Source organism: Streptococcus sp. 27098_8_66, from assembly GCF_041431945.1.
Taxonomy (GTDB): domain Bacteria; phylum Bacillota; class Bacilli; order Lactobacillales; family Streptococcaceae; genus Streptococcus; species Streptococcus dentalis.
This window is the reverse complement of record NZ_JAPVYS010000001.1, coordinates 146,452-171,119: the sequence shown is the minus strand read 5'-3', so window position 1 is coordinate 171,119 and position 24,668 is coordinate 146,452. Positions and strand designations below refer to the sequence as shown.

At 40.8% G+C, this 24,668-nt stretch carries 25 protein-coding genes; 7 read left to right on the top strand and 18 right to left on the bottom strand.

The window, feature by feature from the left end:
* Positions 1-67 precede the first annotated feature (67 nt).
* From O3642_RS00885 to pepT, 3 genes are read left to right on the top strand one after another with little or no spacing between them, the layout of a single operon-like run.
* Positions 68-823: an XRE family transcriptional regulator gene (locus O3642_RS00885; protein WP_031577084.1), complete on the top strand. Its 756-nt coding sequence runs from the start codon at positions 68-70 to the stop codon at positions 821-823.
* A complete protein-coding gene (locus O3642_RS00880; protein WP_371605176.1) occupies positions 820-1,641 on the top strand; it encodes a Cof-type HAD-IIB family hydrolase in 822 nt (273 codons plus the stop codon). Before O3642_RS00885 ends, O3642_RS00880 begins: the two co-directional genes overlap by 4 nt.
* A 2-nt stretch (positions 1,642-1,643) precedes the next feature.
* Positions 1,644-2,864: a peptidase T gene (pepT, locus tag O3642_RS00875; protein ID WP_371605175.1), complete on the top strand. Its 1,221-nt coding sequence runs from the start codon at positions 1,644-1,646 to the stop codon at positions 2,862-2,864.
* 249 nt (positions 2,865-3,113) lie between these two features.
* Here pepT and O3642_RS00870 read toward each other — a convergent pair whose 3' ends face one another.
* The 17 genes from O3642_RS00870 to O3642_RS00790 all read right to left on the bottom strand — a co-directional run bounded on the left by O3642_RS00870 (position 3,114) and on the right by O3642_RS00790 (position 18,540).
* On the bottom strand, positions 3,114-4,853 hold the full coding sequence (locus O3642_RS00870) for an ATP-grasp domain-containing protein (protein WP_118095213.1): 1,740 nt from the start codon (positions 4,851-4,853) through the stop codon (positions 3,114-3,116).
* Positions 4,850-5,941 carry a carbamoyl phosphate synthase small subunit gene (locus O3642_RS00865; protein WP_024055662.1) on the bottom strand — a complete coding sequence of 364 codons (1,092 nt, stop codon included), beginning with the start codon at positions 5,939-5,941 and terminating at the stop codon, positions 4,850-4,852. Before O3642_RS00865 ends, O3642_RS00870 begins: the two co-directional genes overlap by 4 nt.
* A gap of 124 nt (positions 5,942-6,065) precedes the next feature.
* Positions 6,066-6,989 (bottom strand): aspartate carbamoyltransferase catalytic subunit, encoded by a 924-nt coding sequence (locus O3642_RS00860; protein ID WP_031577073.1) that lies wholly within the window; start codon positions 6,987-6,989, stop codon positions 6,066-6,068.
* Positions 6,990-7,035: 46 nt separating this feature from the next.
* Positions 7,036-7,554 carry a bifunctional pyr operon transcriptional regulator/uracil phosphoribosyltransferase PyrR gene (pyrR, locus tag O3642_RS00855; RefSeq protein WP_003001719.1) on the bottom strand — a complete coding sequence of 173 codons (519 nt, stop codon included), beginning with the start codon at positions 7,552-7,554 and terminating at the stop codon, positions 7,036-7,038.
* A gap of 259 nt (positions 7,555-7,813) precedes the next feature.
* Entirely contained in the window at positions 7,814-8,452 is a 639-nt protein-coding gene (locus O3642_RS00850) for a Pr6Pr family membrane protein (protein ID WP_129824599.1), read from the bottom strand.
* A 44-nt stretch (positions 8,453-8,496) separates the two neighbouring features.
* A complete protein-coding gene (locus O3642_RS00845; protein ID WP_003016288.1) occupies positions 8,497-8,832 on the bottom strand; it encodes a zinc ribbon domain-containing protein YjdM in 336 nt (111 codons plus the stop codon).
* 128 nt (positions 8,833-8,960) lie between these two features.
* Positions 8,961-9,713: an HAD family hydrolase gene (locus tag O3642_RS00840; RefSeq protein ID WP_129824598.1), complete on the bottom strand. Its 753-nt coding sequence runs from the start codon at positions 9,711-9,713 to the stop codon at positions 8,961-8,963.
* Complete coding sequence (locus O3642_RS00835; protein WP_049507390.1) at positions 9,688-10,092, bottom strand: PaaI family thioesterase; 405 nt, start codon at positions 10,090-10,092, stop codon at positions 9,688-9,690. Before O3642_RS00835 ends, O3642_RS00840 begins: the two co-directional genes overlap by 26 nt.
* Positions 10,093-10,175: 83 nt before the next feature.
* On the bottom strand, positions 10,176-11,273 hold the full coding sequence (locus O3642_RS00830; RefSeq protein WP_129824597.1) for a hypothetical protein: 1,098 nt from the start codon (positions 11,271-11,273) through the stop codon (positions 10,176-10,178).
* A gap of 3 nt (positions 11,274-11,276) precedes the next feature.
* The gene (locus tag O3642_RS00825; protein WP_371605174.1) at positions 11,277-11,903 is read right to left on the bottom strand and encodes an ATP-binding cassette domain-containing protein; all 627 of its coding nucleotides are present in this window, start codon (positions 11,901-11,903) and stop codon (positions 11,277-11,279) included.
* 369 nt (positions 11,904-12,272) lie between these two features.
* A complete protein-coding gene (locus O3642_RS00820; RefSeq protein ID WP_173020169.1) occupies positions 12,273-12,740 on the bottom strand; it encodes an 8-oxo-dGTP diphosphatase in 468 nt (155 codons plus the stop codon).
* Positions 12,741-12,863: 123 nt separating this feature from the next.
* Complete coding sequence (locus O3642_RS00815) at positions 12,864-13,427, bottom strand: hypothetical protein (protein WP_049493087.1); 564 nt, start codon at positions 13,425-13,427, stop codon at positions 12,864-12,866.
* Positions 13,428-13,457: 30 nt separating this feature from the next.
* Positions 13,458-14,081 (bottom strand): NAD(P)H-dependent oxidoreductase, encoded by a 624-nt coding sequence (locus O3642_RS00810; RefSeq protein ID WP_129824596.1) that lies wholly within the window; start codon positions 14,079-14,081, stop codon positions 13,458-13,460.
* A 13-nt stretch (positions 14,082-14,094) separates the two neighbouring features.
* Positions 14,095-16,083 carry an excinuclease ABC subunit UvrB gene (gene uvrB / locus O3642_RS00805; RefSeq protein ID WP_313790436.1) on the bottom strand — a complete coding sequence of 663 codons (1,989 nt, stop codon included), beginning with the start codon at positions 16,081-16,083 and terminating at the stop codon, positions 14,095-14,097.
* Between the two features lie 262 nt (positions 16,084-16,345).
* Complete coding sequence (locus O3642_RS00800; protein ID WP_061590608.1) at positions 16,346-17,035, bottom strand: hypothetical protein; 690 nt, start codon at positions 17,033-17,035, stop codon at positions 16,346-16,348.
* Positions 17,016-17,828 (bottom strand): hypothetical protein, encoded by an 813-nt coding sequence (locus O3642_RS00795; protein ID WP_371605277.1) that lies wholly within the window; start codon positions 17,826-17,828, stop codon positions 17,016-17,018. Before O3642_RS00795 ends, O3642_RS00800 begins: the two co-directional genes overlap by 20 nt.
* A 1-nt stretch (position 17,829) precedes the next feature.
* The gene (locus O3642_RS00790) at positions 17,830-18,540 is read right to left on the bottom strand and encodes an ABC transporter ATP-binding protein (RefSeq protein ID WP_129299205.1); all 711 of its coding nucleotides are present in this window, start codon (positions 18,538-18,540) and stop codon (positions 17,830-17,832) included.
* A 158-nt stretch (positions 18,541-18,698) separates the two neighbouring features.
* On the opposite strand from O3642_RS00790, the gene O3642_RS00785 reads away from it, so the two are divergent.
* Positions 18,699-19,370, top strand: a complete 672-nt coding sequence (locus O3642_RS00785) for a response regulator transcription factor (RefSeq protein ID WP_134974767.1) — start codon at positions 18,699-18,701, stop codon at positions 19,368-19,370.
* The gene (locus O3642_RS00780; protein WP_049493105.1) at positions 19,355-20,431 is read left to right on the top strand and encodes a sensor histidine kinase KdpD; all 1,077 of its coding nucleotides are present in this window, start codon (positions 19,355-19,357) and stop codon (positions 20,429-20,431) included. The genes O3642_RS00785 and O3642_RS00780 overlap by 16 nt, the downstream gene beginning before the upstream one ends.
* Positions 20,432-20,533: 102 nt before the next feature.
* Here the strand turns inward: O3642_RS00780 and O3642_RS00775 are convergent, their stop codons facing one another.
* On the bottom strand, positions 20,534-21,472 hold the full coding sequence (locus tag O3642_RS00775) for a type II CAAX endopeptidase family protein (RefSeq protein WP_155124852.1): 939 nt from the start codon (positions 21,470-21,472) through the stop codon (positions 20,534-20,536).
* A gap of 261 nt (positions 21,473-21,733) precedes the next feature.
* On the opposite strand from O3642_RS00775, the gene O3642_RS00770 reads away from it, so the two are divergent.
* Entirely contained in the window at positions 21,734-23,917 is a 2,184-nt protein-coding gene (locus O3642_RS00770) for an amino acid ABC transporter substrate-binding protein/permease (RefSeq protein WP_371605173.1), read from the top strand.
* Positions 23,917-24,657: an amino acid ABC transporter ATP-binding protein gene (locus O3642_RS00765; protein ID WP_003007564.1), complete on the top strand. Its 741-nt coding sequence runs from the start codon at positions 23,917-23,919 to the stop codon at positions 24,655-24,657. Before O3642_RS00770 ends, O3642_RS00765 begins: the two co-directional genes overlap by 1 nt.
* Positions 24,658-24,668: the final 11 nt, after the last annotated feature.

The following is a 24,668-nucleotide window of genomic DNA, read 5'->3' as shown; positions in this document are numbered from 1 at the left end:
GATTTCTATTTACTTTTTCGATTTAATTCATTATAATAGTAAGGGTAAATACAAGGAGGTGAGTACGTTGGCTAGAGGTCGTGGAAAAGCAAGCCCTCAAGACAAAGAGGCATTACGGATTATATCGGAAAAGATTAGAGAATTACTGAAAGAACAAGGAAAAAAACAGATCGAATTATCTCGTATTACTGGAATCCCTGCAAGTACCCTGACTGGATATGTAAAAGGAACTTCTCTTCCCGTTCCTGAAAATTTAGAGAAGATTGCAGCCTTTTTCCAGGTAGCAGTCGCTGAAATTGACCCTCGATTGCGCAATGATTTTGTAGTCATTGATTCAGAGATTGAACGATTGTATAAACAGCTCGATGAAGGAAATCAAGAAAATCTTCTTTCTTACGGAAAGAGTCTCTTGACCCATCAAAAAGAAAGACAGAAAATTGAAAAGCAATACCACTCTTATTCTGTCTATGATTCTTTTGCAGCTTACCAAAATCAGAAACAAGCGGATATCGTCTGGTTTGATCAAAAGATTCCTTACGATTTGGCTTTTTGGATTCATACAGATTCCCTCGAGCCTAAATACGAAAAAGGGGCTGTTGTGTTAATCAAGCAAACCTATTATGATCAGGCCGGGGCTATTTATGCCATTGATTTTGATGGGCAAACGTTGATCAAACGTGTCTTTCGTGAGGCCAACGGTATTCGACTGGTTTCCCTCAATAAGAAATATAGTGATCAGATCATTCCACTAGATGAGGAACCTGGGGTGATTGGAAAAGTGATTGATGGCTTTGTGCCTCTTGATTTGGAGGAAATCAAATGATTAAATTAATTGCGATTGACTTGGACGGAACTCTTTTGCATGAGGATAAGACTCTCTCTAAAGGCAATATTGAAGCTCTTCACCGGGCCCATGAAGCCGGCTATGATATTGTGATCTGTACTGGGCGTCCCTTAGCGGGTGTCCGTCCTATCTTTGAAGAGATTGGACTCCCTGACGGCAACTACTATATGATTATCAATAACGGGTGTACAACCTTGTCTACTCAGAATTGGGAAATCATTGGCAAGGAAGAATTGAGTCTTAAGGACATGCACCGGTTGCAAGTTTTGACGGAAGATACAGACGTCCAGCTAACCTTATTTGACATGGATCACTACTTAGTGGTCGCACCTGAAGCCAGTGAACTTGTCACGATGGATGCGGGCATTGTTAATAGTAAACCGACACCTGTCTCAGAAGAAGATCTGCCCAACCTTGTTCCTATTTTTCAAGCCATGTACGTAGGAGATCCTTCTGCTATTTATGACTTCCAAGCTCAGAACGAGGCTGCATTAGAGGCCGATTTTAACACTGTTCGTTCACAGGATATCTTGTTTGAAATCTTGCCAAAAGGCGCGAGCAAGGCTTCTGCTCTTCAAGCATTAAGTCAAACATTAGGCTACAGGAGAGACCAGGTCATGGCTCTTGGAGATGCAAACAATGACCTTGAAATGCTACGTTTTGCTGGTTACAGCGTCGCTATGGGAAATGGCAATGCTGCTGTCAAGGAAATAGCAGACTTCATCACCCTGACCAATGATGAGGATGGTGTGGCCCATGCTATTCACAAATTAATTGAAACTGAAAAAGGAGAATGATCATGAAATACCAAAATTTGTTGGACAGTTTTATTACCTATGTAAAAGTTAACACACGTTCAGATGAAAATTCTACAACCACTCCAAGTACCCAATCACAAGTTGATTTTGCAACAAACGTCTTGATCCCTGAAATGAAACGCGTGGGTCTTCAAAACGTCTACTATTTACCAAACGGCTATGCTATTGGAACGCTTCCAGCTAATGATCCAAGCTTTACACGCAAGATTGGATTTATCTCTCACATGGATACCGCTGACTTCAATGCCGAAAATGTCAATCCACAAATCGTTGAGAATTATGATGGGGGTGTCATTGCCCTTGGTGACTCTGGTTTCACACTCGATCCAGCGGATTTTGCTCATTTGAACAACTACAAGGGACAAACCTTGATCACAACGGATGGTACTACTCTTCTGGGGGCAGACGATAAGTCAGGTATCGCTGAAATCATGACAGCTATTGAATACCTGACAGCTCATCCTGAAATCAAACATGGAGAAATCCGTGTCGGCTTTGGTCCAGATGAAGAAATTGGAGTTGGCGCAGATCAATTTGATGCAGAGGATTTCGATGTAGACTTTGCCTATACTGTCGACGGGGGTCCTCTCGGAGAGCTTCAATACGAAACCTTCTCAGCAGCTGGAGCTGAAATTACCTTCAAAGGACGCAATGTCCACCCAGGTACAGCCAAAGGTCAAATGATCAACGCTCTTCAATTGGCCATTGATTTCCATAACAAACTCCCTGAAGGAGCACGTCCAGAATTAACCGAAGGCTATGAAGGCTTCTACCACTTGATGAACATCGATGGAACTGTCGAGGAAGCAAGTGCCAGCTACATCATTCGGGACTTTGAAACTGAAAGCTTTGAGAAACGCAAAGACCTCATGAAATCTATTGCCGATCAGATGAATGCGGAGCTCGGTAGCGAACGCGTTCTCCTCACCCTCAAAGATCAGTACTACAACATGAAGCAAGTGATTGCAAAAGATATGACGCCGATTACCCTTGCTAAGGAAGTCATGGAAGATCTTGGCATCACTCCAATCATTGAACCGATCCGCGGTGGTACAGATGGATCTAAAATTTCCTTTATGGGAATTCCAACACCAAATATTTTTGCCGGTGGCGAAAACATGCATGGTCGCTTTGAATATGTTAGCCTCCAAACCATGGAACGCGCCGTTGATACCATTATCGGTATTGTGACCAAAAAATAAGAAACAAAAAGGATTCGGATTATACATCCAAATCCTTTAAATATCATTGAGAATGTACCGAAACTTTCCGCTGTGAGAAAAGTGCCTGAAACAATTACGTTTCAGGCACTCGGAATTATTGAGACCTTAGGCTCAATAATTAGTCATGGAACTTCTACGAAGTTCGCTGACGTCCGTCCTCACCCAAGGAAAGTTTTAAAATATAATTTTATTTTCAATCTAAGGATTCGGATAGATTGTCCGGATCCTTTATTGTAGATTAGAAAGCTTGACAATTTCTTTGACCTGATCAATGGTCTGAATCAGGCGAAGGCTTGTCTCATTGATAGAAAGATAATAGACTTTATCTGCCAAAGATTCTGTAAAAGGACGATTCGTGAGTAAGATCACCTGTTGTCCTTTTTCTTTCAGCTCTTTCACCTGCTTTCTCACCTTTTGGTAAAAACGCTCATCGCAGATTTCTAGATCATCCACCAAGACACAAGCAGCGTCCAAACCCAATGATTCATTGGTTCCGTTTTGGGTCAGATAATAGGATGCGCCCGCTTTGACCTCATATAAGCCAGCTGATGGCTCAACCGGAAGGAAGGCTGGACCGGTTGCAACTTCTGCTTCTTTTTCCATTGCTACAAGATTGGCTAGGACCTGCAAATAGACAGGTGCTAATTTACTCAAATCCAAGAGTTCCTCAAACTCAAAACCACGTTTCAAAGCTTCTAAGATATAGAAGAGCCGGTGGGGCATATGACGAGCAATTTTCTGGATTAATTCATCATCGCTCATTTCCTCAGGAAAGATGGTCAGCAAGTTCTTGTCTTTAATGGTTTCTAGGGCTTGTTGATAAGCTTCATCGATTCTCTTTCCAAATCCATAAACTGCCCCATAAGAGTGAATTTGGGTATTGAGACGGGCATTTTTAGCAGCATCAGAAAAAATCGGAATCTTAAAGAAGATATAGTCCAAACTTGGTTCGTAAACGGCCTTTAAATCCTTTAACAAGGGGTGAGGCAAATGCTCAAGAGACCGCCCCAATTGCAGCTCTACTCCTTGCTCAAACAAGGAATAGCCCAAGCCCATAGAGGCCATCGAGATACTATCTGAAGCAAATGGATTAACTTCTAGGATATAAAAAGCATAGCTCGTCGGATCCAAAGCAAACTTGATCGAAATGGCTCCTGTCAGCTTCAAATAGCGACTGATGTGGATCGCTGCTTCACGAAGATTTTGAAACTCCCGGTCTGTCAGGGTGACCGCTGGCATAAATTGATAAGAGTCACTAGAGTGGATCCCGACAGGATCAATGCTTTCAATAGAGGCCGCCAGATAGTGATTGTCTTCGCGATCGCGCATGACTACAAAATCCAATTCCTTAAAGCCATAGGTCGAAAACTCTAGCAAACACTGCTGACTTGGAGAGACCGAAAGTCCCGTTTCTACTGCTTCGCACAAGTCATCTAGATTATGAGCAATCTTTCGCCCCTGCCCTTGCTTACTCGCTACCGGCCAGATCATAATGGGAAATTGAATGCCTTCAGAAAACTCAATGGCTTCTCGAACAGAACCAACCAGTGCGGAAGCGGGTACCTGGTAGCCCAACTCTTGAAAGAGGCGTCGTTGATCCGCCTGCTGATAAAAGGTGCGGTAGCGTTGAAGGCTCGGTCCGATAATTCTAATCGATGCGTCTTTGAAAAATCCAGTTTCTTCCAATCGAAACAAGAGGTTCAAAATCTGTTTATCCGCAAAGGTTAGGAGCAAGCGAGATCGAGTATAAGAAAGAAGAATCGTCCTAAGAGCATCCAGCTTAAGCTTACTGACTACAACCTGTTTTCCAGCTTCTTGGGTGATAGTATTTTCTTCGCCCAGATAAAGGACCAGAGCATTCCCATCCTTGGCATTAAGTTTTTGTGCTTCCTTTACCGCAGCCAAGAGGCTAATATCCTGATAAGAATCTCCACATAGGAGAAGCAATTTCTGGTTTTCTTTCATCATTCCTTCTCCCTTCTACTTTCGTGAATTTTGGCATCAATCAATTCTAAAAATTCATCGTAAAAATAGAGATTTTCCCTTGGCCCTGGACTCGCATCCACTTGGAATTGAACCCCTAAAATCGGTTGGTAACGATGGCGAAAAGCTTCGATACTATGGTCATTGACGTTTTCATGCGTGACCAATAAATCATGGGGTAGGCTATCGCGTGCGATACTATACAAGTGATTTTGACTCGTTATCTCGATTTTCCCTGTCGCAATTTCACGGACGGGAATATTTAAACCGAAATGCCCAACTTCCATGGGAGCTAGCTCAGCCCCGTAAGCTTGAGCCAATACCTGTGCTCCCAAGCCCATACCCCAGATTGGAATCTGACCATTGAGCTTTTTGATCAAGCGGCAGAGTTTTTTCACCTGATGGGGATCGCCAGGCCCACTGGATAAAATAACTCCATCGGGCTGCTGTTCCATCAGTTCATCATAAGAGATATCATAGGGATAAACTGTCACATTACAGTCCCTTTGACTCAGCTGGCGTAAGACAGAGTGCTTGACCCCTAGATCAATCAAGGCAATACTCTTTCCAAAACCTGGTACAGCATAGGCCGTTTTTGTAGAAACTTGACGCACTTGGTCTTTGGGAAGGACCGTTGCTCGCAACTGATCCAGTATATGCTCGATCGAATCCCCCTTGTTAATGACAGTCGCCTTCATCCGTCCATACTTGCGGACAATTTTGGCCACCTGTCGTGTATCAATCCCTACAATACCAGGGATCTTTTTTCGCTTCAAGAATTCATCCAAGGTCATCTGCTGCCGCCAATTGCTCGGCATCTCCACCAGATGCTGAACGACTACTGCTAAACAAGTGGGCGTAATCGATTCAGAATCATCCCGGTTGATCCCTGTTGCACCTATAACTGGAAAGGTAAAAGAGAGTATCTGGCCACTAAAAGCCTGATCTGTGATCAATTCTTGATAGCCTGTCATGGCTGTCGTAAAGACCAATTCACCAGTCACATATAGGTCTGCACCAAAGGCTTCTCCTTCAAATACAGTCCCATCCTCTAGGACCAATAATCGTTTCATCGAACCCCTCCCTTCTTTCATTCTAATCCAATTTTATCATAGTTCCTCAAAAAAAGGAAAGTCAGATTCCATGTAGCTCTCTACTCTGTCCTCTTTCTTTCCTTTCAATGAATTGTCAGTTATCTTATTTTGCACCGCGACCTTTAAGGACGGCTTCAATGATGGCCATACGGACAAAGACACCGTTGGTCATTTGTTCTACGATGCGTGATTTAGGAGCTTCTACCAAGTGGTCCGCAATTTCAACGTCACGGTTGACTGGTGCTGGGTGCATCAAGATCGCTGTATCTTTCATACGGTCATAACGTTCTTGAGTCAAACCATGAAGACGGTGGTAGTTTTCTTTAGAGAAGAGTGATTCGTAATCATGACGTTCGTGTTGCACACGCAAGAACATCATCACATCTACATCTTCAATGACTTCATCGATAGTGACGAAGGTTCCATAGTCTTCAAATTCCGCACTTCTCCATTCGTCTGGACCTGCAAAGTAGAGGGTTGCTCCCAAACGTTTCAAGATTTGCATATTTGATTTTGCCACACGTGAGTGATCCAAGTCCCCAGCGATACAAACTTTCAAGCCATCAAAGTGACCGAATTCTTGGTAGATAGTCATCAAATCAAGCAAGCTTTGGCTTGGGTGTTGACCTGAACCGTCACCACCATTGACGATAGAGGCTGTGATCGTTGGACTTTCAACCAATTCTTTGTAGTAGTCCACTTCAGGGTGACGGATGACACAGACATCCACTCCAAGAGCTGACATGGTTAAGATGGTATCGTAAAGTGTTTCCCCTTTGTTCACAGAGCTTGTCTTCACATCAAAGTCAAGGAGATCACATCCCAATTTCAACTCTGCCACTTCAAAGGCTTTGTGGGTACGAGTTGAAGGTTCAAAGAAAAGGTTAGAGATGATGTGTTGGTCTTCGTAGGATGCTTTAGCTCCGTTTTTGAACTCAATCCCACGTTTGATCAATGCCATTACTTCTTCATTGGTAAGAGTTTCCATTGAGACAAGGTTTTTAAGAGCGATTTGATTTTCAGACATGTTGATTCTCCTTTTATAATGTGAATGCAAATAATTTACAATTTGTTTAAGCTTCTTTGATGAGGACGCGGTCTTGACCGTCTAGCTCCACCATCTCGACAATGATTTCCTCTGACTTACTTGTCGGGATATTTTTCCCAACAAAGTCCGGACGAATCGGCAACTCCCGATGCCCACGGTCGACGAGAACCGCAAGACTCACTCGAGCAGGACGACCGTGACTGACCAGATTGTCAATGGCAGCGCGAATCGTGCGACCTGTATAGAGGACATCATCGATCAAAATGACTTCTCTATGAGCGATATCAACTGGTAAGACCGTCGTATCCTCAGTCGCCTTCATGTCATCTCGGAAAGGCTTGGTATCTAGTTCTGCTACAGGGACATCGATTTGTTCCAGCTGAGAGAGGCGTTCTTGGATCCGGCGAGCGATGTAAACACCACGCGTCTTGATCCCCACCAGCACAATCTGGCTCAAATCTTTGTTTCGTTCAATGATTTCGTAGGTGATCCGGGTAATGGCCCGTTTCATCGTCAAATCATCAACGACTTCTTTGGTTTTCATTCAGTCCTCCTTAGTTGTAAAAGAAAAACCTCCTTTTTCAAGGAGGTTCAGCAAATGGATGGTCTAAGAGGATAGAGTCTCGCTCTATGGTCCTAGCCATTGTTTTTCACAGTCTCCTTGCCTGCCTCACGGGACAGGATTAAAGGATTTATTTAATTGAGATAACTATATCACAGTTTCAAACGACATGCAAGAAAAAACTCAACATTTTTCAAAAAAATTTAAAAATATTTCTTTTCGTCCGAATAACGTTCGGCTTTTACTCAGAAACAGCCGATTTTCGCTTGATATTTTTGATCCCATAGAGCACATAGCCAGCCAAGAGATAGGCGATAAAAATGATCACCACCCATTTGCCAACAAAGGCCCAGCCGTATTTATTAACATTGATAAAGAAATAGGCAAAGGGACTATCTTTTGCACCTGGAATTGGCCACTTCAAGACCAATCCATTGAGAAGGGCAAAGAGCATGTAAGCCAGGGGAATCGAGGTCCAAAGGAAGGGATCGAGCTTACGGTATTGCTTGGCTTTATCAATCACTAGAGTATCAAAGAAGAACATCAAAGGAACGATGTAATGACAGAGGAAGTTTTCCAAACGATAAAACTTCTCTGGTGTCGCAATAGGCGCCAACATAAAGTGGTAGATGACACAGGTGATCATAATGGACATGGTAACTGCGCCTTTCATACGAAGGTAGCCCTGAGTCTGGGTCGAACGACCTCGAACCATGCGCCAAACCATGTCTCCCATAAAGAACATGACCAACATGTTAGATAAAATGGTGTAATAGAGCATCATGCCAAAGCCACCATGCTTGGTCAGTTGCAGATAAACACCGAGTACACTTAAGATAAACAATAGAAAACGATAGCTAAATAATAGTTTGAATTTCATAGTATCCTCCTGAAAGAAAAGGGGCTAGGCCCTTCTTTTTATCTTTAGATTTTCTTCACAAATTCTGATTTGAGTTTCATTGCACCAAAGCCATCAATCTTACAATCGATGTTGTGGTCTCCTTCCACGATACGGATATTTTTCACGCGCGTACCTTGTTTCAAATCTTTCGGTGCACCCTTCACTTTCAAATCTTTGATCAAGGTCACTGTATCGCCATCAGCCAATTTGTTTCCGTTGGCATCAATCGCTACGACACCCTCTTCTTCTTCGACCTCAGCTGGGTTCCATTCATACGCACACTCTGGGCACACCAAGAGCGCTCCATCTTCATAGACGTATTCAGAGTTACATTTTGGACAGTTTGGTAAGTTATTCATTTTTATCTCCTTATTCAAATTAACTTTCATAGTATACCATGAAAGCGAAAATTTGACAAATCCTGCTCGACTGTAGCATTTTCATAAAAAAAGGAGGCGACTTGGCCTCCCTACTTAGATGATATTTTTCAATCTTCCTGCAATTCTTGAATATCTCGAATCACGCGCACGCCTGCTTGATTCTTCTCGCGCAGTTCAGCATCAGAGTATGGGAAGGTATTGATCAAGACACTCTCCATCCCGATACTTTGGGCAACAGCGACATCTGTCGTAAAGTCATTCCCCACCATGACCGTTTTCTCAGAGTTCAACTGGTGTTCTTTCATCACTTCCAAGAGAAACTCTGGCTGAGGTTTGCGAATACCTGCATCAGATGACAAGTAAATGGCATGGAAAAGCTCTCTCAAACCAACCAAATCAATCTCCGGATTGGTAAAATCTGCTTGGGCATTGGATAAGAGAAAGATTCGGCAACCTGCAGCTTTCATATCCTCTAATACTTCTTTCGTATGAGGATAAAGCTCCAACCGCTTGCGAGAAAGGACACGGAAAGTCCGCGAAATCAAACGTCCCCACTCTTTGAGGTGGACAACACTATTCCCGCTTGGATGGCCTTCTAAATACAATTGCACAAAGATAACCGTCAGATCAATCTCAGGGTAGGCAACTTGTTTTTCCTTAGCCAAGTCTTCTTCTGCTTGTTGCACCAACTCTCTATAACGCAGTCGCAAGCCTTCTCCTGTGTAGCTTGCCCCGTAGGATTGGTAGATCTGAGCCATGGTATCCCATAAAATGGGACTCGACTCATCCGTTTCGATGTCGACCAAGGTTCCATAAAAATCAAAAATATAGTTTTTAAATGCGTACTTGTGCGGATTCATCTCTCACTCCCGTAACAAACATCGTAAAGGTTGCCTTGCAGACATTGGCCCCGTCTTGATTGGTAATATCGACATCCACAACTCGAGTCGTCCGTCCACTGTGGACACATTCGCCATGGATCGTGAGGACATCCCCCAGACGCCCTGCTTTTAAGTAATTGATCGAGGATTGCAAGGTCACCCCATCGACCCCTTGAGAAACCACGACTAAACCACTGATCTGATCACACAGGGTAAAGAGATAGCCTCCATGCGCATTTCCATAATAATTGAGCGAGGATTCCACGACCTTGGTTGTCACCACTACATGGCCATCTCTCATCTTTTCGATTTCATAATTTTCAAATGCAGCAATTGCATCAAAGTGAAAATCTTTCATATACTTGCCACCTTTTCTAGCATCTTTTCAACTCCTCTATCATACTACAATTAAGAAGCAGATACAAGCAAAGGGGCAATTCCTTAGAAGCAGAAAAGGAGACTCCAACTAAGTAAGAAGACGATACTAGGCACAATATATTTTCTTGGGTGCTTCCAACATTCTCTCTTTAAATTCCATTTTCTTAAAGGGAAATAGATTTCAATCAGTAAGTGCAAAACAGCTTCCACTACTGCTAGAATCATCACTCCTAGTAAAAATAGGATCCCCAAGTCAGGCATGACCACCATTTTTAATAACAGAGCAACAAATAGATTCACAGATAGGAAATAGGTCAGCAATACACGGTAATACATCAGGTAGAAGAACAGACTCTTAGGAAGAGACTTAACATGATCAATCAAATCTTTATCAGCGGAAATGAGAGTGGTTAATGGCGTATTGACAGAAGCAATCGTTAACAGGATGATGATTTTTAAAGGAGCCTCATAATCCTGTATCAGAATGAGAAGGAGGAAGATGAGAGTAAAGACAAAATTGATGGAAAAATAGCGCTCTTGAAATAAGGAAATCCAAAAATAATTGCCACTTTTTCTCTTTGCGACAAGCAACTGATCATTTTTTGAAATCGCGATTAAGTCCTCATTTTTAAAAATAAAGATAGTAACGAAGGCTGAAAGTAAGATCATATAGGACACTTGTTGAATCCATAAAGAAGATGCTGTAAGAACAGTCGTTACAAAAATGAGCACTCCTCCTAGAAGACTTGGCCTGGTATTGAACTGGATAAAGATATAAAACACACTCAATACCACCAGTAAAGAAAGGAGGACCAGCTTAAAGGATTGTAGCAGGTCTAACCTGACTCCTAAAAAGAGGATCAATAACAGCACGCGCTCTAGTAAATTGAGAAGAAAGGTTACCGTCAGAAAAGACCCTTTAAAACGATTGAGAGACAAAGGAAGCTGGTAGTAGGCCTGGACCCTGTCCATCGAAAAGTAGGAATACAGCAATTGAAAGGTTGATAGAGCAGTAACAATAGCCGTACTGATCAACAAGACTTGAAAGCTCGTAGAAAATTTTGCCCCAACAAGATAGTAATAAAGAGCAAAGGCTAAGGAAGTCAAGAACAAGAAGAGCCGATTTTTGGATACCACATCTCTAAAAATTGCTAGTAGCATGTTCTACCCCCTCTGACGATTGACGTCATGAAACCAATCTTCTAAATTCGATTCAATCGCGTCTAGGTGACCATCTTCAATATAATAAGCTGTATCACAGACCCGAACGATACTCTCTGCGATATGCGAACTCATCAGAATAGAGCCTTCTTCTTTATACTGCAATAGCAAACCATATAGAAATTCTGTCGCATCAAAATCAAGGCCATCAAATGGTTCGTCCAAAATAAGGAGGGTAGGTTTGAGATAAAAAGCTGTGATCAAGAAGACTTTCTTCTTATTTCCCGTTGACAAACTACCAATGTCTGTGTTGAGAAACTCTTCAAAATGAAAGCCTGAGATCAGGTCCTGCAATAACGTTTCATCTCTCTTTCGATGATACAAACGACAGACAAAATTAAAATAATGAACAAAATCCCAGTTTAAAAAACTATTGTTTTCAGTAAAAACTGTATAGGTACGGCTCTTATAGAAATTCGTATGAAAAGAGGTCGCCTTGTCTTCTATGGTAACAGTCTCAACTGCATACTGCCGATGATCAAAGACACTACTTAAAGCTTTTAGCAAGGTTGTCTTCCCAGCTCCATTTCGACCAATCAACCCCACTACAGAATGATTGGGTACAAGCAAATTCGTGTCTTTTATAACGGGCTTGTCTTTTTTATACCAAACGTTTAGCCCCCTTATGTTTAAACACTCACTCTTCATCGACGCACTCCTTTATAAAGGTAAGAAGCCCCAACTAAAAGCAACAGCAAAGCGTATAACCATTCCTTTTGAAAGGCAAAGACTAAGGCACCGATCAAGAAGCAAATTCCTATTAGAATTCTAAATTGTAATTTCATATCTTGCCTTCTTTCTATTCACAGTATGAAAGATTACAATTGTATTTTATGCTTATACTATAGTACTTTTTCTGAACAGATTCAAGCACGAATGAAATATTCTTTCTTCTTTTACCTTTCAAGCAAAAAAAGCTAGATCCCTCTAGCCCTTTGCTTAAAATCTTAATTTTTCCCAATCATCGTCTGTTCGTTTACGATAATAGTACTCGGACAAATCTGGGTCTTCCATCACTTCCAGCAGAGGAAGCATATCGTAGGATAAATCCAACTTTTCTAATTGATCCTTCTCAACCCAATAAACTTCTCCTTCTTCAGACGATCTTAGCTGGCCTGTAAATTCTGTCGCTTTGTAGCAAAAGACGATGTAGCGGCCGCCCTCATCTTGTGGCCAGTCTTTGACTGCGACCAGTTTTGGATTTGTAATTGTAAGTCCTGTCTCTTCGTAGATTTCACGAATGACGGATTCTACAAGGCTTTCTCCTTCTTCGATATGGCCACCTGGAAAAGCATAGCCAGCCCAGTGAGTCTTTTCAGGTGAGCGGTATTGGAGGACTACTTTCCCATTTTCAAGATCTTCGACCATGCAAAGATTGCACAGTATAGTAGGCGTTGTACGTGACATATATTTCCTTTCTATCATGTAATTCATTCATCAAAATAAACTTTTTTCTTTATCTCCTTATTCATCACAAAGGGATTCACCAACTCATGGTATTCATCAAAAATATCCAAAAGAAAGCCTCTCTCAAAGACAATGGTCTTCTTTTTTATCGAATTTTCCGACCTTATTTCTCTTATTTTTCCTCAATTTTATTATGAATAAGATCAAGGCCGCTAGAATGAAGAAGATCGCATAGGTCACGATAGGAAACCAGATGTATTTCAGATTCAAGGTGTAAAGTGCTGGAATATAATCTCCCATACGTCGTCCTTTGATCCCAAACCCAATATGCACAACAGACGTAATTGCATTCACGTACAAAAAGACGGTTGCGAAAAATTCAATGGAAGCTCGGTCTTCTTTCTGCACTCGAAAGACATTAAAATATAATCCATTCAGCAATAAATATAGATTCATAAATAAGGGAAATAGATAATTAAAATCACGGTAAGTCCTTGGGATTAGATGATTGTCAAAAAGAAAGACACCTAGGGTAGCTCCCATTGACAAAAACATGATAAAATCCAAAAGCATACCAATACCTGAATGCTTTTCAAGCCACAGGTTTAAGCGAACTAACCAGCTTCTTTTACTCTTTATTTTATTTTGATGGTTGACCTTCTTTACAGTATTTTTCTTCTGCTTCATTAACCTCATTTCCTAACGTTAAGGATTTACTCAGAGTTTTTTCATTTCTGCTGCTACCTTTTGGAGATGGTGTTCCCGCATGCTAGCGGTGTTCACATCCCGGCCGACTTCTCCCAAGATACAGACGCGCTTGGTTTTGATCCCACAGTGGTTCAAGACGGCATTCTTCAAAACAGAGATACCATAACTATCCGGAATGTTGAGAGGACCTGAAAAGATCTTGTACCACCAAGTAGGCGCCATGGAGGTCGCATATATACTAGCTGTTTTCCCTTTGAGCAACTTCTTGAATTGCTTGCCTCTGAGGTAATTCCAGATAAAGCTGCCCTGATCATTAGCCGAGTAAGCAATCCCAGGTGTGAAGACCCGATCAATCCAACCTTTCATGAGGCTCGGCATACTGCTCCACCAGATGGGATAGACAAAGATCAGGTGGTCCGCCCACTGGATCCATTCTTGAGAACGAAGGATAAAGGAATCTTCCTCCATCCGCTTTCGGTAACCATAGCGAAGGACCGGATCAAAGTCCTCTTCATTGAGACTGATCACTTGGAGCTCGTGGCGATTTGAGTCAATAGTTTCGACAATGGTTTGAAAAATAGCCTGACAGTAACTTTCCTTATCCGGGTGTCCATTGATGACTAAAATTTTCATACTTCCCCTCCGCTTAATCCAAAGCCTTGACTTCCAACATCCTATCGCGGATTTGCGCTGCCAGCTCGAAATCAAGCACTTCGACTGCTTCTTGCATTTGACCTTGCAGTTTCTTGACTAGTTCCTTGCGCTCTTGGCGGTTGAGACTGGTAATATCCACTTCCTTGTCCTCTTCCTTGGCCACCGCCTTGGTAACAGAGATCAGGTCACGGATTTCCTTCTTGATGGTTTGTGGAACAATGCCATGTTCTTCATTATAAGCCATCTGGATTTTCCGACGGCGAGCTGTTTCATCAATGGCTTTTTGCATAGACTGGGTCATGGTGTCCGCATACATGATGACGTGACCCTCACTATTACGGGCAGCACGACCGATGGTCTGGATAAGCCCACGTTCATTACGGAGGAAGCCTTCCTTATCCGCATCGAGAATAGCAACCAGACTGACTTCAGGTACGTCAATCCCTTCACGAAGGAGGTTGATACCGACCAAGACATCAAAAACGCCCAAACGCAAATCACGGATGATTTCTGTCCGCTCCAAGGTCTTAATGTCCGAGTGCATGTATTTGACCTTGACCCCCATTTCCTTGAAGTAATCGGTCAAGTCTTCCGCCATCTTCTTGGTCAGGGTGGTAACAAACGTCCGCTCTCCCCGTTCTACACGCACATTGATTTCACCCAAGAGATCGTCCATTTGACCCATGGTCGGACGCACTTCCACCTCAGGATCGAGTAGACCTGTCGGACGAATGATCTGCTCGATGACAGTATCCGTTTGTTCCATCTCATAATCACCCGGTGTCGCAGATACATAAACAATCTGGTGGACATGGCTTTCAAACTCCTCACGACGCAGTGGCCGGTTATCTAAGGCTGACGGCAAACGGAAACCATAGTTGACTAGCATTTCCTTGCGCGAGCGGTCTCCATTGTACATGCCCTTGATCTGTCCCATGGTCATGTGACTTTCATCGATCATAATGAGGAAATCTTCTGGGAAGAAGTCAAGAAGGGTGTAAGGAGGCTCTCCTTCACTCCGGCCATCCATGTGACGAGAGTAGTTTTCAACCCCATTGGTGTAGCCCATCTCCCGCAGCATTTCAATATCATACTCGGTCCGTTGTTTTAGACGCTGAGCTTCCAAGAGCTTGCCTTCTTTTTCAAAAACCTTTAACTGCTCTTCAAGTTCCGCTTGAATCTTGGCAATAGCTACTTCCATATGGTCGTCATTGGTCACGAAGTGAGTGGCTGGGAAAATAGCCAAGTGGTCCACATCTCCCAGAACTTGTCCCGTCAGAGCTTCAATCTCACGAATCCGCTCAATCTCGTCCCCGAAAAACTCCACCCGGAAGGCATGTTCATCACGCGAAGCTGGGAAAATCTCCACCACGTCCCCACGAACACGGAATTTCCCCCGTTGAAAGTCAATGTCATTGCGCTCAAACTGGATGTCCACCAGGTCATTGAGCAGTTTATCACGAGAAATCTCCAGACCCGGGCGTAAGCTGACCACGCTATCGGCATATTCCTTAGGCGAACCCAAACCATAGATACAAGAGACAGAGGCCACAACAATCACATCGTTACGCTCCAACAAAGCTGATGTTGCGGAGTGACGAAGCTTGTCAATCTCATCATTGACAGAGCTATCTTTTTCGATATAAGTATCGCTCGATGGCACATAGGCTTCTGGCTGGTAGTAATCATAGTATGAGACGAAGTACTCAACCGCATTCTCTGGAAAGAATTCCTTGAACTCTCCATAGAGCTGGCCCGCTAGCGTTTTATTGTGGGCGATAACCAGGGTCGGTTTATTGACTTGGGCAATAACCTGGCTCATAGTATAGGTCTTCCCCGTACCAGTCGCTCCCATCAGGATTTGCGCCTTCTCGCCACCCTCGATGTTATCCACCAACTGTTCAATGGCCTGCGGTTGATCCCCAGACGGTTGGTATTTGGATACTAGTTTAAATTTGTTATCAGTTACTCGATTAATCATCTCTTTGTCCTCACATATATAGACCTTATTTTACCATAAATCACTAGAATTCTCTGAGATGAGGAATGAAAGGGAAAACAACATATTACAAAATAATTAATTGGACACTCATTAGAGTGAAAACTAAACAAGACTCTCGCAATTACTTCGAAAGTCTTGTCTTTTATTCTAAAACAATGCAATACGTAATAAACTTCAGTGTCCATGATATACAAAATTAGCAAGGTTTGCTCATCGGTATCATTTTTACGAAATCAATTTACTACTTAACTTCTTGATTCCTTATCAAAAGGTAAAGAGTGGCTCCAAGTGAAAACACCAATTCCATAGCATAAACACATAGTTGCAAATAGGAAGCTCTCCCTAGTATTGTATCCGCAATAATATTGTAAAATAGATAACTAGTCATTGGTTCCACTACTCTTTCTATGAAAGGTTGTACCAAAATAGGAAATAGCAGCAAAATAGCTAAACTCCCCATTGGACTTTTGAAAAAATAACTTAAGAAGTAAGAAATCAAAAAATATTGGATGGAGCCAATCAAATAGAAACTGAAAAGTTCTAAACTGACACCATTTTCGCTACTAAAAAAATGAAACCATATAAGTAGTACAATGAAATTTAAGGTTGATTGGAGTACTACATCACATAATTCTACGAACAGGATCCGAATTGAACTTAAGATCCTTTTTCCACTTACCAAATAAACCAGTTTTGTTTCGTGTGATTGTAACTCAACAAATGCATTAACACACCCAATACCAACAGAGAGCATTGACGCAAAAACAAGAGCTTGCTTTATAGATAATTGTACAACAGTATCATTGATTGAAACTGGTAAAACACCTAAGAGACACACAAAACCTATCAAAAGTGACTGTATAGCTATCTGGTACTTTACGGGTTTTAAACTATATTTTTTGACGATAAGACTAAAAAATATTCTTGCCATTCTTCCTCCTCATTCGAATCATTTCTACAAGCATTATGAATACCAAGAACAAGATTCCTTCTACTACTAAAAGTGTAAATCCATATAATTGGCTCGTTTGAATCCCTTCAATTCGGCCAAAAGCAAATGACTTTGCTCCAATCAAAGGCAAGAGATTTTCTATTTTAGAAGAAATTCCTCTTAGAATACCTGATAAAGTGATTACCAATAACAAAACGTCTGCAATTAATGAAGTCATTGATTTTTTCGTTACTATTACGAAAAGTAAAGCTAATAAAGTAAGAACGATTGCAAATATCATAACTCTTACCGTGACATCTAAGAACAATGTAAATTCTAAATAATTCTTTAAAGTTGAATCTAGAAAAATGAGTAAGATAATAGCATTTACTATAGATAATACTAAAGTAGAAAGTATCGATAAAACAACCGAACTTGCAATAAACCCAGTAAGACGAACTTTCCAGTTTGGAATCAATAACTGGCTAAAATAATCATCACCAAATTGATAATGGGTTGAATAAACAAGTGAAACAAGAATTGGCAAGAAAATAACACTTGCTTGGTAGGGTGAAGATAAGAGAGCATCCCTGACTGTATGCACTGGATTCGATGATAACATAGATGGATCAAGGTTAACCGCTTGTCCATTTCCTTCTACTAAGGCATTTATCACCTGGATATTTTGAATTGAAAAAAATATGCTGACTCCCAAAATAAGAAAAAAAGTAACTTTAAAAGCAGGTAAACTACTATATTTATATAGGTCACTAAAAAAGGAACGCTTCAACAAATTATTCACCTTCTTTCCCTTCGAGTGCTTTAAAATATGCTTCCTCAAAAGAGCCAAACTGTTTCAAAATATCTTTTGTAGGAGCATCAATAACAATTTTGCCATTAGAAATACCAACCAAATGATCTACAGTTAATTCTAACTCACTCATATAATGACTTGTCATTAATACAGTTTTACCTTCATTGACAAAAGATTGTAAAAAATTACGTACCCAGCGAATTCCTTCTGGATCTAGTCCATTGATTGGTTCATCTAAAATTAAAATGTCAGGATTTGCTAATAAGGCTGTTGCTAACCCAAGACGTTGCTTCATTCCTAATGAATAGTCTTTTACCTTTTTATTTTTAGCTTCACTTAACCCCACCAACTCTAAACATTCCTTGCACCTATTTCTATCAACCCCACAAGCCAACCCAATCCACCGAAGATGCTGAAATCCTGTTCTGGTTGGGTAAGGTTGGCAACTGTCAAGGAACGATCCAACAATACAAAAAGGATTATCTCCCAATTGAGAGTATTTTTTTCCATCGATCAATGCCATTCCCATTTGACTATTTTCTAAGCCAAGTAAAATTCTGATTAAAGTTGATTTTCCAGATCCATTCGGTCCAATCAATCCAGTAATCTCACCTTTCTTAGCTTTGAAAGACACGTTTTGAAGGACAATTTTATTATTATATTCCTTATGTAGCTTTTGAATTGTTATCATTCATTCTTTTTCCCTTCTGACTTTTAGTGAAATTCCACCTTCACTTGGAGCAAGTATAACAGGAGAAAATCAGGAAATTCTCAGAATAATTATTTTTTTTATTTTCAACAAATTACATTCTATATTTGCTATAATATGCTCATATAATTGGAGGAACTATGAAGTATAAAATTTTAGCCATTGACGATGATGAAAAAATCTTACGATTAATAGGGAATTCATTAGAAGCAAACAACTTTCACGTGGAAACTCGTAAAAATATAGAGGAGATCAATATCTGTGACTTTACTGGATTTGATCTAATTTTACTTGACGTCATGATGCCTATTTCTGGTTTAGAAATTTGTCGTTCCATTCGTCCACAAATTGCTACTCCAATCTTATTTCTAACCGCTAAAGATTTTGAAGAAGATTTACTAAAAGGAATACAAGCCGGAGCCGATGATTACATTACAAAACCATTCAGCATTAAAGAATTGATTGCAAGAATTCAAATGCATCTTCGGAGAGAAGAAAGATCTCACCCTGCCTCTAAAGAAGAAATGAATTCAGATATTACTTTTTATCGAGATCGTCAAGAAGTTTATTATCAATCAAAGAGAATATCACTAACTAAGCGAGAGTTTGATTTACTTTATCTTTTAGCCAAAAATGAGAACCGAATATTTAGCATAGAAGAACTTTACAATTACCTCTATCCTGTAGACTCTGATGCACAACTACGATCCATTACTGAATACATCTATCAAATCAGACAAAAATTTAAGATTCATCAAATTGATCCAATCAAAACAGTATGGGGAGGAGGATACAAATGGAAAAAGAATTGACAATCAAGCAACTCATTAAGCGTACCTACCTTAAAATCATTTGGCAATTTCTTCTATGTCTGATACTTTTTTACATAGTTCCAGCTCTTCTATCTTCTGTGTCTGGAATTAATGAGAAAAATGCCAATCACTTTGCTTTATTTTTTAGCGTCAGTTCTTGGATTTATCTTTGCATCATTTTAATTTTTATCATTGTAATAAATATTAGACGGTTGTTAACCAAGATTCAAACAGAAATGAACATGGTTTATCATAGTGGTCTATATTTCACAAAAAATGAACATCACCATTTGCAGATTAAAGAATTCATTGAAACAAACGATCTGATCGAAAAAATGCAATCTGAAATAAAAAATAGAATTCAAAATGAAAAAGATCAAAAAAAAGAACTCATGTTTCAAGTATCTAGCGCTGCACATGATCTTCGTAGCCCTCTAACTGTCATCAGAGGAAATGCCGAATTCTTACAATCCACCGAGCAAACACCTCAAACAATGGAATGTCTAAAAGATCTGGAGCAAGCAAGTATTCAATTAAATGATTATTTTAACCACTTCATCCAATACTCCAAAACTTTTTATGACCATGATATTCAACTTGAAAACATATCAATTCAACAAGTAACTCATCAATTGAAGGAACAGATCACTCCTTTACTCCCGAGAAATACACAATTTGTTTTTTCAAATACAGTAACTCCATCAACACAAATTGCCATTCATTCCAATTTATTTTTTCGAGCAATCACAAATATTATTAATAATGCAATACAACATCAAAAAGATAATGATGCAAAGATCCAGCTAACAATGTCACAAGAAAAAAATCGATTAGTTCTAACCATATGGAATAATCAATCTACTTTTTCAAAAAATGTATTACAACATGCTGGAAATCTTTTCTATAAAGAGGACCAAGCAAGAACACCCTCTCAAGAAAGTCACTTTGGACTTGGTTTATCTTTCGTGAAACGCGTCATGAAACTTCATAATGGAACTATGCATTTAGAAAATACTCATAATGGTGCACAAGTCAAGCTAATCATTCCCATTATTATATAGAAAAAGCCGAACTCATCAATATGTGTTCGACTCAGAATGCAGACAAACGTCATTTTTGGTGTTTGTCTTTTTCATATATGACTTTCAGACATTACACAGAGGTTAGTCATCAAACTTTTCTTTCCTCTCACCTAAGCGATAGACAATCACTAGGGATACAATAAGAACTAGGGTGGTGATGATTGATCCTTCTGCTCCAAATGCCCCTCCGGTCAACCAATCAGGACCATATCCCATGCTAAAGCTAAAAATCGAGGCATCTGCGCCTGTGCCACTGACTTGAAAACCAAGGAGATTTCCTTGTACATAGTTCCAAGTGCCGTGTTGGGCGACCACTAGCCAGATACTATCCGTATAGATAAAAAGCAGACCAGCCAGCACTCCATCGAGGATGATATTCAGAACGGATAAGAAGGTCACTCCTGCATTTCCCATATGCAGAATGCCAAAGAGACTACTAGAAATCGCGATCGCTAAAGGCAGATTAGTTCTTGCAGCAATCCGAGTCAGAAGCCACCCTCGCGTCGCTACTTCCTCCGTCCCTCCTTGGAGGAGCCAAAATGGAAATAATCCTAGGATAAAAAGCAAGGGCTCTAAACTGAGCTCATTTAACACAAAAGACCCGATGCCACTTACTTGGTAGACAAGCGCGATCACTCCCATTTGAACAAGTGAAATCATGATCCCCCAGACTAGATACTTGAGCCAATTTCTTTTTACAAAGCCTAAGCTTGATAAAGCATTCTTCTCTATGACCTTCACCCAAAAAATAAAGAGAAATAATATGATTACAAAACTGAAAAGCTCATAATAGAGAAGATAATGGTAGAAAAATTCTTGAATACTTGCTGTCCCATTTCCTGGTGAAAAGAACTCCGCCAGAAAACCTATCACTAAGGAAAATGGTCCCACAAGTTCACTCCCAATCCAAAGTCCTCCTTCTATGAAGAGGGAGGCTAATAATATATAGAATAGTGTAGAAATAAGAACTGGCATAGATGTGTTTGTTTTTATATCCTGAATGATCTTTCCTTTCTTCATCGCAACCTCCTTGATCTAATAGGTCCATTGTAACAAAGAAAATCCGGAGCTGCAACACAGATTCATGTCAGATAATCTAACATGAACTAGTGAAAATTCTTGTTTTTAAGATTGATTTATGATATAATAGGTCTTGTAAAAAATAAATGATGAAATTCATACTTCTTTTCAGTATGAATTCTTTGTTTTTTTAAAGCCCTCTTAGGGTATCCCTTCCATTGCTCTTCTCGAGACAGTGGATTAGATATAAAGGAGAACGAAATGAAGAAAAAATTACTAGCATGTTTGCTTTTCTTATTTCCATTCGTTGCATTCGCTGGTCATGCTCATGCTGAAACGATCAAGGTCGTTTTCGACACAGCATATGCACCATTTGAATTTAAGGATTCAGATCAAACCTATAAAGGAATTGACGTAGAGATCTTGGACAAGGTCGCTGAAATCAATGGCTGGGATTTGGACAAATCCTTCCCAGGATTTGATGCAGCGGTCAACGCAGTTCAAGCTGGTCAAGCGGATGCCATCATGGCCGGAATGACCAAAACAACAGAACGTGAAAAAGTCTTCACCATGTCTGATACTTACTACGATACAAAAGTTGTCATAGCAACTACGAAAGCCGATAAAATCACGAAGTACAGCCAATTAAAAGGGAAGACAGTCGGTGTTAAAAACGGAACTGCAGCCCAACGCTTCCTCGATAAAAACAAGGACAAGTACGGCTACAAGATCAAGACCTTTGATACTGGTGATCTCATGTACAACAGTTTATCAGCTGGTGCGGTCGATGCAGTCATGGATGACCAACCTGTTATTCAATACGCCATCCAAAAGGGTCAGGACCTAGCTATCAATATGGACGGGGAAGCAGTCGGTGGCTTTGCCTTTGGTGTAAAAAAAGGCGGTAAGCATGAAAAGTTGATCACTGAATTTAACAAGGCCCTCGCTAAAATGAAAGCTGATGGAACACTTGATGAGATCATCAAGAAATGGACAGGTGAAAGCCAATCATCAAGTAACAGTGCCGTTCCAGAAACCACTACTCCTGCTGGTCAAAAAGCAACTCCTAAAAAATCAAAATATGTAATTTCAAGTGACTCATCTTTTGCACCATTTGTCTTCCAAAATGGAAAAAACAAATACACAGGAATCGATATGGACTTGATCAAAGCTATTGCCAAAGACCAAGGATTTACCATCGAGATTAATAATCCTGGATTTGATGCTGCGGTAAGTGATGTCCAATCTGGTCATGCGCAAGGAATGATCGCAGGGATGACCGTGACCGATGCTCGGAAAGAAACATTTGATTTTTCTGAACCATATTATACTGCTAACTCTATTCTTGCAGTCCAAAAGGATAGCAAGATTGATTCTTACGATGACCTAAAAGGAAAGACGGTCGGTGTTAAAAACGGAACTGCATCGCAGACCTTCCTTGAAAAGAATAAAAATAAATATGGCTACAAGATCAAAACTTTCTCTGACGGGGCTTCTATGTATGACAGTTTGAATTCTGGTTCTGTCGCTGCGATCATGGATGACGAACCTGTTATCAAATACGCTATTAAACAAGGACGTAAATTCAAAACACCTATCGAAGGAACTCCAAGTGGTCAACTAGCATTTGCCGTTAAGAAGGGTGAAAATCCTGAATTGATCGAAATGTTCAATAACGGTCTTGCAAACTTGAAGAAAAGCGGTCAATACCAAAAGATTCTCGATAAATACCTTAAAGCAGATAGCAAATCAAGTACTTCAAGTACAACAGCAGATGAAACAACGATCTGGGGCTTGCTCCAAAACAACTACAAACAATTGTTAAGTGGTTTGGGTGTCACTCTTGCCCTTGCCCTTCTCTCTTTCGCCATTGCTATGGTGATCGGTGTTATCTTTGGGATGTTTAGTGTTAGCCCTTATAAGTGGCTCCGCTGGACAGCTGAAATCTTTGTCGATGTCATTCGTGGGATCCCACTCATGATCCTCGCCGCCTTCATCTTCTGGGGAATTCCAAACTTGATTGAATCGATCACAGGTCACCAATCCCCAATCAACGACTTTGTCGCAGGTACCATTGCCCTCTCTCTCAATGCTGCTGCTTATATCGCAGAAATTGTCCGTGGGGGGATCCAAGCTGTACCGATTGGACAGATGGAAGCCAGCCGAAGCCTTGGGATCTCTTATGGAAAGACCATGCGCAAGATCATCTTGCCACAAGCAACCAAACTCATGCTTCCAAACTTTGTTAACCAATTCGTCATTGCCCTAAAAGATACAACTATTGTGTCTGCAATCGGATTGGTAGAACTCTTCCAAACTGGTAAGATCATTATCGCTCGAAACTACCAAAGTTTCAAGATGTATGCGATCCTTGCCGTCTTCTACCTCGTGATTATCACCTTGCTAACACGATTTGCAAAAAAATTAGAAAAGAAGGTTAACTAATGGCTAAATTAAAAATTGATGTCCATGACCTCCACAAATACTATGGTGAAAATGAGGTCTTAAAAGGAATCTCAACAAAATTCTACGAAGGGGATGTGGTCTGCATTATCGGACCGTCCGGCTCTGGTAAATCGACCTTCCTTCGTAGTCTCAATCTCCTCGAAGAAGTTACAAAAGGTCAAATTACAGTTAATGGATATGATCTAACCGATCCAAAAACCAATGTTGATTTGGTCCGTGAAAATATCGGGATGGTTTTCCAACACTTCAACCTCTTCCCTCACATGAGCGTCCTTGAAAACATCATGTTTGCGCCAGTAGAGCACAAACTGATGACCCGTGAAGAAGCTCAAAAAGTCGGTATGGAATTGTTGGAAAAAGTTGGACTCGCAGATAAAGCCGATGCCAATCCAAACAGCCTTTCCGGTGGTCAAAAACAACGTGTGGCTATCGCACGTGGACTTGCCATGAATCCAGATATTATGCTCTTTGACGAACCTACTTCTGCCCTTGACCCTGAGATGGTTGGAGATGTATTGAACGTTATGAAAGAGTTAGCAGAGCAAGGCATGACCATGATCATCGTTACCCACGAGATGGGATTTGCCCGCCAAGTAGCCAACCGCGTCATCTTCACCGCAGACGGTGAATTCCTCGAAGATGGCAAACCAGACCAAATCTTCGACAACCCACAACACCCACGTTTGAAAGAATTCTTGGATAAGGTTCTAAACGTTTAAAATGATAAAAT